The 16,932-nt window shown below is 40.8% G+C and carries 15 protein-coding genes and 1 pseudogene; 10 read left to right on the plus strand and 6 right to left on the minus strand.

The window, feature by feature from the left end:
- Window positions 1-170: 170 nt before the first annotated feature.
- The 5 genes from O9290_RS16275 to O9290_RS16295 form a co-directional block, all read right to left on the minus strand.
- Window positions 171-1,727, minus strand: a complete 1,557-nt coding sequence (locus O9290_RS16275) for a CPBP family intramembrane glutamic endopeptidase (RefSeq protein WP_288059575.1) — start codon at window positions 1,725-1,727, stop codon at window positions 171-173.
- A gap of 292 nt (window positions 1,728-2,019) precedes the next feature.
- Complete coding sequence (locus O9290_RS16280) at window positions 2,020-3,246, minus strand: glycosyltransferase family 4 protein (RefSeq protein WP_288059573.1); 1,227 nt, start codon at window positions 3,244-3,246, stop codon at window positions 2,020-2,022.
- Between the two features lie 42 nt (window positions 3,247-3,288).
- A complete protein-coding gene (locus tag O9290_RS16285) occupies window positions 3,289-3,411 on the minus strand; it encodes a hypothetical protein (RefSeq protein WP_256378301.1) in 123 nt (40 codons plus the stop codon).
- Between the two features lie 18 nt (window positions 3,412-3,429).
- Window positions 3,430-4,695 carry a phosphoribosylamine--glycine ligase gene (gene purD, locus O9290_RS16290; RefSeq protein ID WP_002758420.1) on the minus strand — a complete coding sequence of 422 codons (1,266 nt, stop codon included), beginning with the start codon at window positions 4,693-4,695 and terminating at the stop codon, window positions 3,430-3,432.
- A 337-nt stretch (window positions 4,696-5,032) separates the two neighbouring features.
- Window positions 5,033-6,301 (minus strand): Sll1247 family protein, encoded by a 1,269-nt coding sequence (locus O9290_RS16295; protein WP_288059571.1) that lies wholly within the window; start codon window positions 6,299-6,301, stop codon window positions 5,033-5,035.
- 342 nt (window positions 6,302-6,643) lie between these two features.
- Here O9290_RS16295 and O9290_RS16300 point away from each other — a divergent pair, with 342 nt between their 5' ends.
- The 10 genes and pseudogenes from O9290_RS16300 (at window position 6,644) to nusB (ending at window position 16,263) form a co-directional block, all read left to right on the plus strand.
- Window positions 6,644-6,769, plus strand: a complete 126-nt coding sequence (locus O9290_RS16300; protein ID WP_288059569.1) for a hypothetical protein — start codon at window positions 6,644-6,646, stop codon at window positions 6,767-6,769.
- A 26-nt stretch (window positions 6,770-6,795) separates the two neighbouring features.
- A pseudogene (locus tag O9290_RS16305) lies at window positions 6,796-8,082 on the plus strand (RNA-guided endonuclease InsQ/TnpB family protein).
- Between the two features lie 38 nt (window positions 8,083-8,120).
- Window positions 8,121-9,485 (plus strand): UDP-N-acetylmuramoyl-tripeptide--D-alanyl-D-alanine ligase, encoded by a 1,365-nt coding sequence (locus O9290_RS16310; RefSeq protein WP_288059566.1) that lies wholly within the window; start codon window positions 8,121-8,123, stop codon window positions 9,483-9,485.
- Between the two features lie 7 nt (window positions 9,486-9,492).
- The gene (locus tag O9290_RS16315; protein ID WP_002758428.1) at window positions 9,493-10,443 is read left to right on the plus strand and encodes a hypothetical protein; all 951 of its coding nucleotides are present in this window, start codon (window positions 9,493-9,495) and stop codon (window positions 10,441-10,443) included.
- A gap of 392 nt (window positions 10,444-10,835) precedes the next feature.
- The gene (locus O9290_RS16320; RefSeq protein WP_071825005.1) at window positions 10,836-11,057 is read left to right on the plus strand and encodes a hypothetical protein; all 222 of its coding nucleotides are present in this window, start codon (window positions 10,836-10,838) and stop codon (window positions 11,055-11,057) included.
- A gap of 137 nt (window positions 11,058-11,194) precedes the next feature.
- Entirely contained in the window at window positions 11,195-11,794 is a 600-nt protein-coding gene (locus O9290_RS16325) for an IS607 family transposase (protein ID WP_002758429.1), read from the plus strand.
- On the plus strand, window positions 11,760-12,998 hold the full coding sequence (locus O9290_RS16330; RefSeq protein ID WP_002758430.1) for an RNA-guided endonuclease InsQ/TnpB family protein: 1,239 nt from the start codon (window positions 11,760-11,762) through the stop codon (window positions 12,996-12,998). The genes O9290_RS16325 and O9290_RS16330 overlap by 35 nt, the downstream gene beginning before the upstream one ends.
- Before the next feature lie 56 nt (window positions 12,999-13,054).
- A complete protein-coding gene (hemJ, locus tag O9290_RS16335; RefSeq protein WP_002747974.1) occupies window positions 13,055-13,642 on the plus strand; it encodes a protoporphyrinogen oxidase HemJ in 588 nt (195 codons plus the stop codon).
- A gap of 366 nt (window positions 13,643-14,008) precedes the next feature.
- A complete protein-coding gene (locus O9290_RS16340) occupies window positions 14,009-15,472 on the plus strand; it encodes a DNA phosphorothioation system restriction enzyme (RefSeq protein ID WP_002758445.1) in 1,464 nt (487 codons plus the stop codon).
- A gap of 137 nt (window positions 15,473-15,609) precedes the next feature.
- Complete coding sequence (gene nusB / locus O9290_RS16345; RefSeq protein ID WP_002758446.1) at window positions 15,610-16,263, plus strand: transcription antitermination factor NusB; 654 nt, start codon at window positions 15,610-15,612, stop codon at window positions 16,261-16,263.
- 24 nt (window positions 16,264-16,287) lie between these two features.
- Here nusB and O9290_RS16350 read toward each other — a convergent pair whose 3' ends face one another.
- Window positions 16,288-16,755 carry a CYTH domain-containing protein gene (locus tag O9290_RS16350; RefSeq protein ID WP_002758447.1) on the minus strand — a complete coding sequence of 156 codons (468 nt, stop codon included), beginning with the start codon at window positions 16,753-16,755 and terminating at the stop codon, window positions 16,288-16,290.
- Between the last annotated feature and the right edge of the window lie 177 nt (window positions 16,756-16,932).

Raw genomic sequence — 16,932 nt, forward strand, 5'->3', positions numbered from 1 at the left:
GAAATGGGGCGAAAGTCTGTGGACTCTGTGTAAGACAGTACATGGTTTTTTAACTGTGGTATGCGACGGTGGTGGAAGCAGAAACTTAAATCGTGAGGTTTAGGAATCGCCGCACTTTTAGGGCGGCGAGGATGTCAACTCTAGGCTACCCCGAAAACCAGAGACTTCACCTAACCCGCACCGCTGCCCAATAAAAATAAACTTAACAGGGTGCCACCATTCCAGAGACTATGAACCAACATCGAGGATAATAAATTTTTCGAGCGGGTGTAAACAAAGCCAAGAACACAACCTAGGACGGTTAAAGGCAGCACTTCTGACAAATTTTGGTGAGCAAGGGCAAAAATCAAACTACTAAGCGCAATCGCACCCCAAACAGGCAGATAACGAGTCAAAGAAGCTAGTAAAAAACCGCGAAAGACAATTTCCTCGAAAAAAGGAGCGGCAAGGGAAGCAGTAAAGCCAAAACAGATTAAAGCGAAGGTATTCTGGGATTCTAGGGCTAAAGTCAGCAGCGGGTTACTACCCCCTTGTCCTTGCCAAATTAGTTGATTGAGCAAAGAAACGATAATAACCAGGGGTAAAGCGACGACATAGCCGGCTAATCCCCAGAGAAACCAAGGACTAAAGAGTTTAAAACGAAACCAATCGGGAGGTAAAGGGCGAAAAGGCTTGATCGCTAGATATAAAACCGATAAACTGCTCACTGTTAAAGCTAAATAACTAACTACAACGTATATTGCTTTAGCTTCTAGGTTAAATTTTTCGGGATTGAGACTCAAGGAACTCGATAAAATCCCGAAAATTACTGGTAAAACAATTTGTCCGACGAAAAAGAAACCGATAATTATTCCCCACCAGAGGGTTTCTCCTCCCCACTTAGTTTGCCAAGCGAGACTATCATCTAAAAAGAGCAGCGATCGCTGTTGACGGAGCAGCCACTGCACTAATAAAAAGATCAACAGCACAACACCGATTAAACCGCCGATAAGAGGCAAAAAAGCCAATAAAATTAGTTTAATTAACGCATTAGCCGCCACTTCACTCTGTTCTTCCTCTAAAGCGAGTAAATCCTCTTGACGATTTTCGAGACTATATAATTTTTCCAGAATGGTATAACGAAACCATCCTTGAAAATTGCGCTCGATTCTCGCTTCAGCATCGGCAGCAATTTGGGGGGGGTCACTGTACAATCCCTCTAACAGCAGCGCATTTCGCAAAATAGCAGGCTTATAGTTCTTAAATTCTGATTTTTCCTTGATATCTTGCCAGATTTGCCGTGCCGAATCCAAGTCACCTTGACTAGCTTGAATGAGACTTAATTTCAGTTCTAAATCCTTTAGGGAATTGATTTCCCGCTCAAGGGATTTTTTTTGTTCGGGATTAACTGCTGATTTTTTTAGTTCGGTGATTGTTTTTTTGGCACTTTTCTGGGCGGATAAATACTGTTCCTCAGCAGTAGTATAAGGAGCTTCACCGATCAGGGAAGTTTGAATTAATTTAAGATTAGCAAATTCCTCGCTATTAGGATCAGCATCGCTGCTTAGAGTCGTGACTTGTAGATTGAGATTGGTTTGATATAGTTGAAGATTAGATTGGATTTGGGGCTGATTAACACTAGAAATTAAAGCTGTAACTACTGGAGTTAAGGCAATAATTGTTAAGACAAAAGCGATCGCTTGTTTGAGACTTTGCCAGGGGAGTTTTTTTGAGAAATTATCAAACATGAAAATAGTTAAGTGGGAGTTAGAGGTTAGCTGATGGGCTTTTAGGGTTTTAGGGTTTTAGGGTTTTAGGGTGTTGGGGTTTTAGTTGAATTCCCCCATTCCCTAATTATTAAACCTCTTGCATAATTAATTTTTCAGGGTTCAAAAACGGCAAAAATAAGGATTAAATGGCATAAAGTCTGTAAATAGACCATTTAACTGATTATTGCTCCTTCTTAATTCTCCTGACTACTGACTACTGGCTACTGACTCCTAACCCTAACAACAATTTTTGATTTTTACAAGAGGTCTATTAACTAACTACTTGAGAAAAAAGCTTTTCGTATTGATCCAAAGTCTTTTCAAAGGCATAATTTTCCTCTGCGTATTGTCGTCCTTTTTCTCCTAGTATAGTTGCTAAATCTGGGTTTTTATATAGCTTTAAAATGGCTGTAGCTAATGCCTCTGGATCTTCAGGAGTAACCACCAAACCACCACCACTACGCTCGATCGCCCTAGCGGCGGTTCCATCGGCGGGAACAGAAGCAATAATAGCACGACCACTAGCTAATAATAGCTGAATTTTGGACGGCATATTAAAGGAAATAACGTTATGTTTTTGCATCACCATACCCACATCGGCGGCTGCTAACATTTCTGGTAATTTTTCCCGGGGTTGAAAGGGCAATAAAAGCACATTACTAGCCCCCTGTTGTTGGCGATACTTTTCTAGGCGATCGAGTGCTTCTTTTTTACCAACAATTACCACTTTAATCTCAGGGATGTCAACTAAGTAAACTGCAGCATCGATCAGGGTTTCTAGGGGTTGGGTTAGGGCAATATTGCCAGAATATAAAACAACAAATTTGCCCTCAAGATGATTTTCTTGGCGAAAATAATTATTGGTTTTCGGCAGAGGTTTAATAAAGCTTACATCCACCCAATTAGGAATTTCAATAATTTTCTGACTCGGCACATTTTTAGTTAGGAGATTTTTGGTAAAACCATCGGCAATAACCGAGATTTTGCTGGCATTTTGATAGGCAAATTTTTCGAGACGACTAAAAACTTTAATCATTTTCTCATTAGTTAATAATCCCACATGAACTGCCGCATCGGGCAAAATATCCTGTAAATTTAGAATAATCGGTATCCCATATAATTTACTCAATAAAGCGGCGGGAACGCAAACGGGTAATCCGGGGACAGTTAAGAAAATTAGATCGGGTTTTTCACCCTTGAGAGCCTGAAAGAAACTCAAAAAAACAAAGCTCAATTCAAAGAAAATTCGATTTTTTAAACTTCTTTGGGGACGCGCCCAGACGTAGGAACGTTGAATTTTAACACCATTTAGTTCTTCTTCTAGATAGATTTTTCCTCGGTATTCGGGATCGATTTCACTATTAGGATACCAAGGAAAAGCGGTTAAAACTCTGACTTGATGACCTCTTTTAACCAATCCTTCCGCTAATTCTGTCATCAGGGGAGCGATGCCGATCGGTTCGGGATAATAGTTATAAGAATAGAGCAAAATTCGCATAGGGATGGCAATTTGGTTGGGCGATTCAGTTTCATGATTTTATCAATAGTTACTGGTTTTTTGACAAATCAGATGCGCTTTTGTCAGGGATTGCCCTAGAAAGAGGTTTGGCATCAGGTGAGGATTAGCGGTGAGAGATGCGGAAAAAAAGGGAAATTGGCTCATAAATTAATCCTCAAAACCTTATTTTTCCCTTACCCGGTGGCCGATATCACGACGATAATAGATGCCCTGAAAGTGTATCCTTTTCACCGATTGATAGGCAAGTTCGATCGCCTGATTAAAATTAGCTCCCATAGCCGTGACACCCAAGACGCGGCCGCCATCGGTGAAGATATCGCCGTGTTTTAAAACCGTGCCGGCGTGGAAAACGATCGCTCCCGCGGTTTCAGCTGCCTTAATTCCAGTGATTAACTGGCCTTTTTCGTAGTGGTCGGGATAACCGGCAGACGCGGCCACCACACAAACGGCACTACCGGATCGCCATTGTAAAGAGGGGAAATCAGTTAATTTTTGTTGAGCGCAAGCCAGCAGTAGCGGTGCCAGGGGAGTTTCCAGTAGGGGTAAAACCGCTTGGGTTTCGGGATCGCCAAAACGACAGTTAAATTCGAGAACTTTTGGCTCTCCGGCGGGGGAAATCATTAAACCCGCGTAGAGGACTCCCCGATAGTCAATGCCGCGTTTTTGTAGGGTGGCGACGATGGGGGCGAGGATGTCTCGGTTTACCGCTTCGATAATGGCGGCGGTGGCTATGGGTGCGGGGGCATAAACTCCCATACCGCCGGTATTTTTGCCGGTATCGCCTTCACCGATCCGCTTGTGATCTTGGGCGGGTAGCAGGGAACGAAAGCTGATCCCATCGGTGAGGGTGAGGATAGACACTTCTTCTCCCTCTAGGAATTCTTCCACCACGACTTTAGTAAAGCCACTGGTAAAAAGATCATCGATCGCTTCTAGGGCCGTATCTACGGTTTCGGCGACAATTACCCCTTTTCCTGCGGCTAATCCGTCAGCTTTCACCACAATTGGCGCTCCTTGCTCTCGGATATAAGTTTTTGCTAATTCTGCATCGGTAAAGGTTTCCGAGACGGCGGTGATAACTGCTGCTTCGCTCATTAATTCTTTTGCCCAGGATTTGCTCGATTCAATTAAGGCCCCGGTTTGTGTGGGGCCAAAAACGGCAATTTCTTGGCCGAGAAGATGATCGGTAATGCCGAGGGAGAGGGGATATTCTGGCCCGACAACCACCAGATCGACGCAATTTTCTCGGGCAAAGCGGCTAATTTCGGCAAAATCCTCCATTGCTATGGGGATATTTTCACATTGAGGTAAAATTGCCGTTCCCCCATTACCTGGAATACAGAACACTTGTTCTACCTCGGGCGATTGCAGCAGTTTCCAAGCCAAGGCGTGTTCTCGACCACCACTGCCGATAACGATAATTTTCACGGATAAACGCAGCCTAAATGACGATGGTTTAATTATCCCCTAGCTCCGGGTCAGCATTGGCTAGAAGTTGAGATTACTTAACTTTTTAATCGATTTGACGGAGTCAGGAGTCAGGATTCAGGATTCAGGATTCAGGATTCAGGAGTCAGGAGTCAGGAGATAGGAGATAGGAGATAGGAGTCAGGAGATAGGAGATAGGAGTCAGGAGATAGGAGTCAGGAGATAGGAGATTATTTTATTTATTCTCCCCACACCCCACACCCCACACCCCACACCCCACACCCCACACCCCATCTCCCCATTTCCCACTTCCTACTTCCCACTTCCCCACTTCCCATCACTGGATTTGACGGAGACAGGACAAATCAGCTTGACCGAAATGAATACTAAAAGCTACTTGCAGATTTTCTAGGGATTTAACCAACCAAGGCACCCGCTCGCGAGAATAACTCTCGTAGTGGTTAAATAGAATCGAAAAACGTTTATCTAAGTGGGGTTTTGCCTTGGGACAGATCAAAATCAACTTGAGCAATAACCCCACAGTCCGAGTTACCCCCATATTGGTGATCATATCCATAAAAATGTAATGATCGGGTTTTTGGCCGCTTTCCACCACCAGATAATTTAACAGTTGGCTAGAAGTACGCAGCATGAGAAATTCACTCGGTTTTTGTTGATCGCAGTGGGGTAGAGTATTTTGCAGGATATCGTCGAGTTTTTGGTGAAATTGCCCCTTGCCGTAGTCTAAGGAGGTAATTAGATAATCGTAGAGATCATTTTTAAAATCTTTATAGGTACGGGTATAAACTGTATTCGCCAGAAAATTTTGCGAAAGATACTTATAAGTATAATTTCCTGCTACCGTCCCCAGATAATACTTGAGGGTGCGATTTAGCTCCTTATCATTGAGCAGGGTGGGATTTTCCACTGGTTGAATGATTCTCCCCGCTTCTTCCCTGATTTTTGGGCTATGAGCAACCTGTGCCAAACGTACCTGATAGGTGACATAACGAGAGAGATTTACCTCGAAACGGCTCTCGGTTTTCACCTTAATACGTCTAACGGTTTGTCGCTGTTCTCGGGGACTGTCATCACCGAGTAAATAGTAATCATAGAGATAGGGATAACGATTAATCAGGGTTCCTAGGGAAGCGGCGGTTTTTTCGCTGTATTGGCCGCTAATAATTCTCGCCAGACGCTGCATCCTAACGTAGTCATCCGAGAGGGTAAAATTTTTGACCAGATGGCGCAAATTATTGGGGCTGCTGTAATGTCCGGGAGGTGGGGAGGGCAAATTTTCCAGCAGCGATACCAATTCGGGAATTGCTGGCTGATGGGCGGGCTGCGTTTGCCATCGATTCATTAAAATATGACAGCAGCGGTTAAAGAAATAATAAAAACGAATTTCGGGATCTTTGGCCTTGACAAGACGCTCTAGGGCTAAATAAATAGGAGCTTCTTGATAACCGCCACCTTCGATAAACAGACGACGAAAATTCTCGATTAATTGCTCGGGGGAATTGGTCCTGGCGCGGTCGAGCCAATAATCGTATAGTAGCTGTTCTTCGTCTCTTGTTTGTCTTTGTCCAGTGTTTAGACTAGCCATGGTTATTTGATTCAGCCCTCCTAAATCAGTAAGCGGATGGATTTTAGGGCTATGACCATAAAGGGGTCAATTGTGATTAGATAGTAGATGCTCCCTTCTGAGGATGCCCCTATTTTGGGTCATTGTACTGATCGAGTCGATCCCTTTTAGCTTGGCAAGTTTGGGAAAATTCCCCTTGGCTTACCCGGCCAAGCTTGCGGACTATGCCCAGATTACTAAAAATTTAGGCAGCGTACCCTGCTAATTAAGTTAGCGAAAGGAAACCCCGATTGTATGTGATCTAAGTCACATTTAAACCTAAATCCATCTTCTAGATAATTCGGAATTTACCTAAAATGTCGGATGAATGCCCCCGCTACATTTTTCGACAAGATACTCACCTTTGCTCCCGATGAAATCCGACCAGAATATCAACCGCGGAGCATCGGTTTAATTCTACCATCTGTAGGTAAACTGTGTTATAATTAATTTAACCAATGGTCGTGGATTGTTAGATGCTAGTCGTAGAAGCAAAGCTAAAAAACGGAACCCCAGAGCAATATCACCAGCTTGATGAAGCTATCAAAACTTCTCAGTTTGTGCGTAACTCTTGTGTTCGTTATTGGATAGAAAATAAAGGAACAACCCGCAATGATCTCTAAAAACTTTGTGCGGTACTAGCTAATAATAAAGAGACCCCTTGGGTTAATAAATTAAACTCTCAAGCTCGTCAATCGGCTGCTGATAGAGCCTGGCAATCAATTACTAGGTTTTACCAGAATTGTCATGCTAAGATACTTGGGAAAAAGGGTTTTCCTCGGTTCAAAAAGCATAGCCGTTCGGTTGAGTATAAACTAACGGGCTACAAACTATCTGATAATCGACGTAAAATCAGATTTACCGATGGCTTTAAAGCAGGAGAATTTGATTTATGGTGTAGTCAAAAGACATTAGTTTATTATTCAGAGCAACAGATTAAACGGGTAAGAGTTGTTAGACGTGCTGACGGTTATTATTGCCAGTTTCTGATTGACGTAGAACGGCAAGAATACCATAAACCGACGGGACAAATAACAGGAATTGACTTAGGGTTAAAGGAATTTTATACCGATGCTCAAGGTAATACTGTAGAGAATCCACGTTATTTAAGAAAGTCAGAAAAACGACTTCAAAAAGCACAACGACGATTATCTAAGAAATTCCGTAAAGGAAAGAAACAGTCTAAAAACTATCATAAGCAACGGATAAAAGTAGCTAGGCTTCACCTGAAAGTATCAAGACAACGTAAAGACAAAGCAATTAAAGACGCTTTGGCGTTAGTCCAGTCTAATGATCTGGTAGTCTATGAAGCTTTAAAGGTAAGAAACTTAGTCAAAAACCGTAAGCTGTCTAAGTCGATTTCTGATGCTTCTTGGTATCAATTCACCGAATGGTTGAATTATTTTGCCAAGATTTATCGGATTGTTTGTGTTGCTGTTCCTCCCCATTTCACGACTCAAGATTGTTCAGTTTGTGGTACGAGAGTTCAAAAAACATTAAGCACTAGAACTCATCAATGTCCTAACTGTAAAACAATCTTAGATAGGGATCATAATGCAGCAATAAATATTCTTAAAAAAGGGTTACAATATTTGGGAAATCATCTCAACGGTACTGTTGGGCAAACAGAAACCGACCCAAACGCCTTGGGAGAGTCCGACCTCTGGATTTTCAGTGGAGACATTGAGAATCTAAGTTGTCTCGTTGAACAAGGAATTTCTAACAGCGATGTGGAAAGAATCCCCCGTCACAGCGTAGCTTGACGGTGGGAGTATGTTAATCCTAAGTATTTTTATTGTCTATGGCCTGTCATTTATCCCTCAATCAACTAGCTCAATTATTGTCCTTACAAGATAATGGTGACATAAGTTTTAGTCCTGATAGTTTAGTATCTGGCATTAATACTGATAGCCGTAGTATTGAGTCAGGACAAGCATTTTTGGCCTTAAAAGGTGATAATTTTAATGGTCATGATTTTATCGATATGGCTATCGAAAAAGGAGCGGCGACATTGATTGTCGATCAGCCAGTTTCGGTAAATTACTCTAGTAATATTCCTGTATTCCTAGTCCAGAATACCCTAGAAACCTATCAGCAATTAGCCCATTGGTGGCGGAATCAATTTACTATACCCGTGATTGCTATTACAGGATCGGTGGGGAAAACCACGACTAAAGAATTAATCGCCTCCGTATTAGCAACCCGGGGAAAGGTACATAAAACCTTGGCTAATTATAACAATGAGATCGGAGTGCCGAAAACTCTCCTCGAACTGGATGAAACTCACGATAGTGCCGTAATCGAGATGGGAATGCGGGGACGGGGAGAAATTGCCCTGCTTGCTCAAATCGCCCAACCAACGATCGCAGTGATTACTAATGTGGGAACCGCTCACATCGGTCGTTTAGGGTCGGAAGCAGCGATCGCAGAGGCCAAGGGTGAGTTATTGGCCGAGTCTCCTTCTAGTAGTATAGCTGTTCTTAACTACGATCACCCTTTACTTACCGAAACAGCTAAACGGGTATGGCAGGGGGAAACAATTACCTATGGCTTCTCTGGCGGCGATATAGTCGGGGAATTACTGGATTTAACTACTTTACGAGTAAATGGACTAGATTTTAACTTACCTTTATCCGGTCGTCATCATGCTTTAAATTTTATGGCAGCCTTGGCTGTAGCGAAAATTTTAGGCATCGATTGGACTTCTTTGCAAGAGGGAATTAAGGTTAATTTACCCAGTGGTCGGGCCAAACGTTACCAATTAGAGCCAGATATCCTACTCCTCGATGAAACCTATAACGCGGGTCTAGAATCAATGTTAGCGGCCTTAGATTTGCTAAAAGCTACTCCCGGTCAGCGTCATATTGCTGTTTTAGGCACGATGAAGGAGTTAGGGTCTTTTTCGGAGCAATTACATCGCCAAGTGGGTGAGAGGGTGCAAAAACTAGGTATAGATCGCTTGTTTGTCTTGGTAGATGACCCAGAAGCTAAATTTATTGCTGAGTCCGCTACTGGGGTCGCTTGCGAATGTTTTCAAACTCACGCAGATTTAATTAATCGTTTAAAGGACGTGATCGATTCTGGTGATCGCATTTTATGTAAAGCTTCCCATTCCGTCGGTTTAAATCGCGTGGTGGAGGAGTTAATCAGTGATATTAGGAGTTAGGAGATATATGTTAGATAATAGAGCATTTTTTAGGAAGAATGGCCTACTAAAAACTGTTTTTTCGGGTATTTTAGGGCTAGTTTTCTTTTTTTCGGCCGTGCAAGTCTCTTTTGCCCAACAATCGAGACGACTGGAGACTTATCTCCCGACTATCAGTGGTTTAGCTTGGGTAGAAGCGGATATTTTTCTAGGGGTTCACGATGCCAAAAATAAGGGCAAAAACAGTGATCCATCTCAACCAAGGCTGAGTCTTTTACAGCTACCTACAGAGGAAAAACCCCTATTATGGCAGGTTTTAAGGGTAGATTGGCCAAATCCAGAGGGATTGAGTAACGATCTCGAAAGTATTACTTCTATCCCTGAAACTAATTTGTTTTTGTTGGCTGAAAGTGGCGAGAAAAAACCTTTTCAACGGCTGTTTTTACTAGCATATAACCAGCAAAAAGTCAAGCTAGTTGAGCAAATAAATTGGCCGATTGCGGTGGAAAATGTAGAGGCGATCGCTGTTAGTCGGCAAGGCGATCGTTATCTATTTATCTACGCAGAACGGGCCGATAGTCAAGAGAGTACAAAGATTCGCTGGACGGATATCTCCTTCAATCCCTTAAAATTCGGGGAATTTCAGTCGGTAACTTTTCGGAGTCCTTTTGGTAGTGGTAAAAATATTCGCCTCATCTCCGATTTAGCCGTAGATAAGCAAGGTAATATCTACATAGCTTCCGCTGACGAGCCAGATAATGCGGGAGTGTTTAGAAGTGCTGTTTACCGTATTGGTCAAGTTACAGCCGATAATAGCCTAATTATTGCCCCTAATCCCCAAAAAATTGCAGAAATCGACGGCTCCAAAGTGGAAGCGGTGACCACCAGAGAATCTCCTAGAGGTAAAATAGAAGTCTTTATCGGTACAGATGACGAGAATTATGGCGGTTTTCTGCGACCTTTGCTCTTAGATAATTAGCTAATCTGTACTGAATTTAAACTGCGTATTGGAATTTTTAGTACAAATGCTCGAACTTTCTCTCCCCACTCCCCACTTCCCTACTCCCTTCTCTCCAATAACTACTCGCAGCTAGAAATCCGCTAGGCCGCATCATACTTTGTGCTTTTTGTCAAAAAAACTTTTTTTTTGCAATAAAACTACACAAAAAAAAGATCATCGTTGTGGGTGAAATTGACTCATTTACCTGTCTTAATTAGGATGACCTTCTAGGTGTGGCAAGGGTTTCAACCGTTGCTGCCCAAAAAAGCACAGAAAAAGCCATTATGAAATTCCATAAAATCGCTGTAACCATCATAACATCGTTGTTAAATAAAAATCTTTCTCAATTAATTCTTAAGAATTTGTAAATATTGCGGAATGTTAATTTAAATATTCTCAAGTTTTTGGAGTTAATCAATAATTTTTGCTTATCTTTGTCCAACATTGGGTTAGGAGACAGTTATCAGTTATCAGTTATCAGTTATCAGTTATCAGTTATCAGATGTGAGTTTTTAGTTTATTGTTTACTGAAAAAGCTCCCTACACCCCACACCCTACACCCCACACCCCACATCCCTCTCCCTGCTCCCTAACCCGCAACCCCTATTTTCCGTCTAAACTTTTGTATAGGGATAGTCTGGGAAAGTATTGTAAAGTTTTGTCAAAAATATACGCAAATAACAGCAAACGACTGCTACTGTGGTTAGTGCAAGTTTACCTTACAGTTCAAATGAAACTATCAGATTATGCCAAGAAAAAGGGGATCAGTTATGACACTGCTTGGAGGATGTGGAATCGAGGGCAGTTACAAGGAGAACGTCTTCCCACAGGAACAATTATTATTTTTGAAGATGACCGTTCAGTGCGTGAAAATAAAGTTGCTATTTATGCAAGAGTTTCTAGTTCAGAAAATAAATCTAACTTGGAGACTCAGGCGAAAAGATTAGAGGCTTATTGTACGGCGAAAGGCTATCAAATTGTCAGAGTAGTTAAAGAAGTAGGAAGTGGGGTTAATGACCAGAGAAAGCTATTATTAAAACTTCTAGAACAAACTGATTATAACTTGATTGTCGTAGAACATAAAGACCGATTGAGTAGAGTAGGGTTTAATTATTTAAAAGTTCTTTTAGCCCAAACAAACCGACACATAGAAGTAGTCAATTTAGCCGAGGAAAGAAAAGATGATTTAATGCCAGATTTTGTCAGCATAATCACTTCATTTTGCGCTCGACTGTATTCGATAAGACAAAGAACAAGAAAAACTGAATGTTTAATTAAGTGCTTGGAGGAAGAGCATGAAATTAGTTCAAAGACATCTAATCAAATTTAATAAAAAGAATTATTTAGCATTTGATAAGTTGGCATTTTTATCAAAGAATCTCTATAACTGTGCTGTCTATTTAAACCGTCAAGCTTTCTTTTCACATCAGCCATTTCTAACCATGACTGAGTTACACCATGCTTTGAAAACAAGCGCAGATTATCAAGCGTTACCAGCTAAAGTAAGCCAGTTAGTATTAAAGCAAGTAGAAAAAACTTTTAAATCCTATCAAAAAGCAGAAGAACAATTCAAAAAATCGCCTAATAAATTTACAGGAGAGCCGAAATTACCACGCTATAAAGATAAGAAAAAAGGTAGAAACGTTTTAACTTATAACTATCAAGCCATCTCTAAAAAAGCCTTGAAGCAGGGTTTAATCAAACTCTCAGGAACTAATTTAGAGTTTAAAACCAATTTAAAAGAAGTCTTAGAGGTCAGAATTATTCCTAAATCGGGCGCTTATTATCTAGAGATTGTCTATGAACAACCATCCCCACCAAGTCAGGAGGGAGAAAGATATGCTTTTGTTGATTTAGGATTAAATAACCTAGCAGCTGTCACCTCTAATATTCCCGAATTTAAGCCAACTTTACTATGTGGGAAAGCGTTAAAATCATGCAATCAAAAATACAACAAGACACTAGCTAAACTCAAATCGGAATTACCCAGTTTACAGAAGACCAGTAAAAGAATACAAGGTTTAACTTTAAAGCGTAATTGCCAGGTGGATTATTACCTCCACACCGCTAGTAGATCTATTATTGATAAATTACTAGCTCATCAAATTAACCTTTTAGTTATTGGTCAGAATCAAGGCTGGAAACAAAACCTTAATATTGGGGATAGAAATAATCAGTCATTTGTGAATATTCCTCACTCAAGATTTATTGAACAACTAACTTACAAGGCAATTTTAGTCGGAATAAAAGTCATTACGACTAATGAAAGCTATACGTCTAAATGTAGTTTCTTAGATTTGGAACCAATTGGCAAACAAGAAAAATATTTGGGCAAGAGAGTTAAAAGAGGATTGTTTAGAAGTTCGTCAGGTTATCTCTATGGAGCAGATATTAATGGTTCATTAAATATAGGGAGAAAGGTAGTCGGAGAGGTTGCATTTAGCAAGAATCCGATAGAGAGGCTTGTAGTTAGCCCTGTACGGGTCAAAGCGTACAAAGCTGATTCAAAGTGCGACGTTTGCGTACAGAATTAGTAACTATGGATAACTCTTAGACTAATTAATTCGGGACTCACATCACAATATAGACTATGGCTTACTATTGGTTTAAAGCATTTCACCTGATTGGGGTAGTTGTTTGGTTTGCGGGACTATTTTATTTGGTACGTTTGTTTGTCTATCATGCGGAGGCAGCAACACAAACCGAACCCGCACAAGCTATTCTGAAAGCGCAATACGAGATCATGGAGAAGCGACTCTACAATATCATTACCACACCTGGGATGATTGTCACCGTGGCCATGGCGATCGGTTTAATCTCCACAGAACCAGAAATTTTAAAATCGGGATGGTTACATATTAAATTATCCTTTGTGGCTCTTTTACTGCTCTATCATTTCTACTGTGGTCGCATCATGAAAAAGCTAGAAAAAGGGGAATGTAATTGGACGGGACAGCAATTTCGGGCCTTAAATGAAGCACCAACCCTGTTATTGGTAGTTATTGTCCTTTTGGCAGTATTTAAAAATCAATTACCCCTCGATTTGACCACTTGGTTAATTGTAGCTTTAGTGGTATTAATGGCGGTGACAATCCAACTTTATGCTAAAAAACGTCGCAAAGATCAAGAAAAACTTCGGCAAAATACTCCCCAAAAAGAAGAAGTAGCGACCAGGTAAATTATCTCAATCATTCCCTAGGTTTCTAGGATAACAGTTAAGAGTGGTTTGACAGCTGTGGGATGGTCTTTTTAGTCCATCCCAATTGTATAGGTAGCAACGTTTAGCTTTTAGCTTTTTGGCTTTTTGCTATTTTTGAGCTTATACAAAAACTATTTTTAATAGTGTGATGAACTCCCAAGCTATGGATTGTTTCTCCCTGCTCCGGCGCTCCGCTGCTCCCCTATACCTTTTAAACAGGATTTAGTATAAACCTCTTGCGAACAGCAAACCCTAAATAAAAACAATCTCCTGACGACCGAATCCTGACGACCGAATCCTGACTCCTAACCCTAACAACAATTTTTGATTTTTCCAAGAGGTTCTATGAATAGTTGCTGGATAGATTGGGAAAAAATAACTAGAGATTTTCTTAATTCCCGCAAGCTCAGACAAGTTGCTGAATTGCGAGGATTCTATCGAGTTAATCCCTCTGGTATTCCTAGAATTCCTCCCAATTTAGAATTGAGAGACTACCAAAATACAGCGATTATCAGTTGGTTTCGTAATCGGGGACGAGGAACTTTAAAAATGGCCACCGGCAGCGGTAAAACTATTACTGCTTTAGCTATTGCCATGGAACTTTACGAAGCGATAGAACTGCAAGTATTATTAGTAATTTGCCCCTATCGTCACCTAGTCAATCAATGGCAACGAGAAGCGGAAAAATTTAATCTTAAACCGATTTTAGCCTACGAAAGTGTCCATACATGGCAAAGTCAACTATCCACAGAATTATATAATGTGCAAGCGGGTAATCAAAAATTTGTCACTATTTTAACTACTAACTCAACTTTTATTAGCGAGGGGTTTCAATCACAAATAAAATTTTTTCCCGATAAAACTTTAATCGTTGGTGATGAAGCCCATAATTTAGGTTCCCCCCGATTAGAAGAATTATTACCCCGTTCTTTAGGTCTAAGATTGGCTTTATCTGCCACTCCTGAAAGATATTTTGATCAGGAAGGAACCGACGCTATTCTTGAATATTTTGGACAAATTCTACAACCAGAATTTACCCTAGGTGATGCTATTAGAAAAGGAGCTTTAGTCAGTTATTTTTATTATCCAGTATTGGTTGAATTAACCGATAATGAGGCTTTATTATACGCAAAATTAACCCAAAGAATCGGCTGGACTTTGCAGAAAAATAGTAATTTAAATGGTAATGAAAACCTCACCGCTTTGTTAATGCAAAGATCGCGATTAGTTGGTTCAGCAAGTAATAAATTACAGGCTTTACAACAACTGATGCAAGAGCGTTTAGATACGGATCATACTTTGTTTTATTGTGGGGATGGTTATCTGGAAAATTACACTGCTAATTATCGTCGTCAGGTAGAGGCAGTTACTCATTTGTTAGGCAATCAATTAGGTTATCGAGTTGCTATCTACACCGCAGAAACTTCCCTAGAAGAACGAGAAAAAATTCGCCAACAATTTGAGGAGGGTTATCTGCAAGGATTAGTGGCAATTAGATGTTTAGATGAGGGAGTAGATCTGCCATCAATTCAAAACGCAGTCATTCTGGCTAGTAGTGGTAATCCTCGACAATTTATTCAGCGTCGCGGGCGAATATTGCGCCCCCATCCCGATAAAAAACAGGCCACTTTATTTGATATGATCGTTATGCCACCCACCTTAGATCGAGAAACCTGGGAAGTAGAAAGGAATTTATTACGCAAGGAATTAAAACGCTTTCTAGAGTTTGCCCAATTAGCCATTAATGCTCAAGAAGCTGAGACTAAATTAGGGGAGATTCAAGATAGATATTGTCTTTTGTCTAATTAAAACTTGAAAAGTTAAATCTTGGCAGCTTTTATGCTAAAATAGATGTTAGTCAAGAATTGATCGCCGAGAAAAATTAACCCAACCGGATAGCGATCGATAAAGTTGTATAATTCTCTTTCCTCTCCTTCTAAATTTCTATGCCTCCCCGTCAACAACCCCGTCGCATTGCTCGAGAACTTGCCCTTTTGAGTTTAAGTCAGATTAAAGGCAATCCTGAAAACCTAGAACAGCAAACTTTAAACGATTTAATTTTAGTTGCAGTTAGAACCTTAACCGTCGAAATTCAAGAAACCTTAGAAACCGCTGCCGCTGAAATTAGTCGTGGTAATGAACGGATTCTCGCTAGTGATACTAAGGCAACAAATCTAAAAAGCGCCCAAACCATGGTAAAAGAAGCAATTTCTCTTACCCACAATGCCATTAATCGTTTAGGAACCGTGATAGATTTTCCCGAAATTGTCCAGTTATCTAGTCAGTACGAAGTGCGGGAATATGCCCTAGAATTAATCGGTACAGTCTATCGTCGTCGTGCGGAAATCGAACAGGAATTAACCGGTGCTTTAGTGGATTGGCAACTACATCGTTTACCAAGAATCGATCGGGATATCCTGCAAATTGCCGTGGCAGAAATGCTCTATCTGGATATACCTCAAAAAGTAGCAATCAATGAGGCGATCGAATTAGCCAAACGTTATTCTGATGATGAAGGTTATCGCTTTATTAATGGCGTTCTCCGACGGGTAACGAATAAGCTAAACGAAACAGAAAAAGCCCTATCTACCCAGAGTTAAACTGGGAGTAAATTAATACTACAATCACCACATTTTATAGGGAAATTTCTGTAAATTGATATTGTAGTATCGCTCATCTCCCGTGACTTCTTCGCCGATCCAATCGGGAATAGTAATGACTTGATCCTCTTGTTCTAACTCAATTTCAGCCATAATCAAACCTTGATTATCCCCCCAAAATTCATCAACTTCCCAAGTTAAATTATCCAGAGAAATGCGATGACGAATCTTTTCAATTAAAGGTTTCTTACAGAGGTTTTCTAACATGAGCGCCGCATCTTCTAGGGGAATTACATACTCGAATTCCTGACGACTAATGCCCTCAGTCTTGCCTTTAATGGTTAAATAACCCCGCTCTCCAACCACACGAACTCGCACAGTTGTCAATCCATCTTGGGTAGGAATATATCCCTGACGATACAACTTGCCAGTCGCAAGCGATCGCCAAGAATCCCCTTTAACCAGAAACTTCCGTTCAATTTCAACAGACATAAGTAGGTAGGCATTAAAAACTTTTAGCTCCCCCCGCCTATCGGCACCCCCCTTATTAAGGCTATCCATTAGTCACATCTTTCTTAACATAAAATTTGACAAAAAGAGAAAAGTGTGCCAGATGGCTCAAGGGGGTTCTATGGGGGAACTAATTTGATGAGATAGTTTCCAAGTCTC

The organism is Microcystis sp. LE19-41.2A (genome assembly GCF_027530405.1).
Lineage (GTDB): Bacteria > Cyanobacteriota > Cyanobacteriia > Cyanobacteriales > Microcystaceae > Microcystis > Microcystis aeruginosa.

Coding starts and splice junctions, on each gene's coding strand:
- O9290_RS16275 (WP_288059575.1), bottom strand. CDS start 1,727: ATGTTTGATAATTTCTCAAAAAAACTCCCCTGGCAAAGTCTCAAACAA.
- O9290_RS16280 (WP_288059573.1), bottom strand. CDS start 3,246: ATGCGAATTTTGCTCTATTCTTATAACTATTATCCCGAACCGATCGGC.
- O9290_RS16285 (WP_256378301.1), bottom strand. CDS start 3,411: ATGAGCCAATTTCCCTTTTTTTCCGCATCTCTCACCGCTAATCCTCAC.
- O9290_RS16295 (WP_288059571.1), bottom strand. CDS start 6,301: ATGGCTAGTCTAAACACTGGACAAAGACAAACAAGAGACGAAGAACAG.
- O9290_RS16300 (WP_288059569.1), top strand. CDS start 6,644: ATGAATGCCCCCGCTACATTTTTCGACAAGATACTCACCTTTGCTCCC.
- O9290_RS16310 (WP_288059566.1), top strand. CDS start 8,121: ATGGCCTGTCATTTATCCCTCAATCAACTAGCTCAATTATTGTCCTTA.
- O9290_RS16315 (WP_002758428.1), top strand. CDS start 9,493: ATGTTAGATAATAGAGCATTTTTTAGGAAGAATGGCCTACTAAAAACT.
- O9290_RS16325 (WP_002758429.1), top strand. CDS start 11,195: ATGAAACTATCAGATTATGCCAAGAAAAAGGGGATCAGTTATGACACT.
- O9290_RS16330 (WP_002758430.1), top strand. CDS start 11,760: ATGAAATTAGTTCAAAGACATCTAATCAAATTTAATAAAAAGAATTAT.
- hemJ (WP_002747974.1), top strand. CDS start 13,055: ATGGCTTACTATTGGTTTAAAGCATTTCACCTGATTGGGGTAGTTGTT.
- O9290_RS16340 (WP_002758445.1), top strand. CDS start 14,009: ATGAATAGTTGCTGGATAGATTGGGAAAAAATAACTAGAGATTTTCTT.
- nusB (WP_002758446.1), top strand. CDS start 15,610: ATGCCTCCCCGTCAACAACCCCGTCGCATTGCTCGAGAACTTGCCCTT.
- O9290_RS16350 (WP_002758447.1), bottom strand. CDS start 16,755: ATGTCTGTTGAAATTGAACGGAAGTTTCTGGTTAAAGGGGATTCTTGG.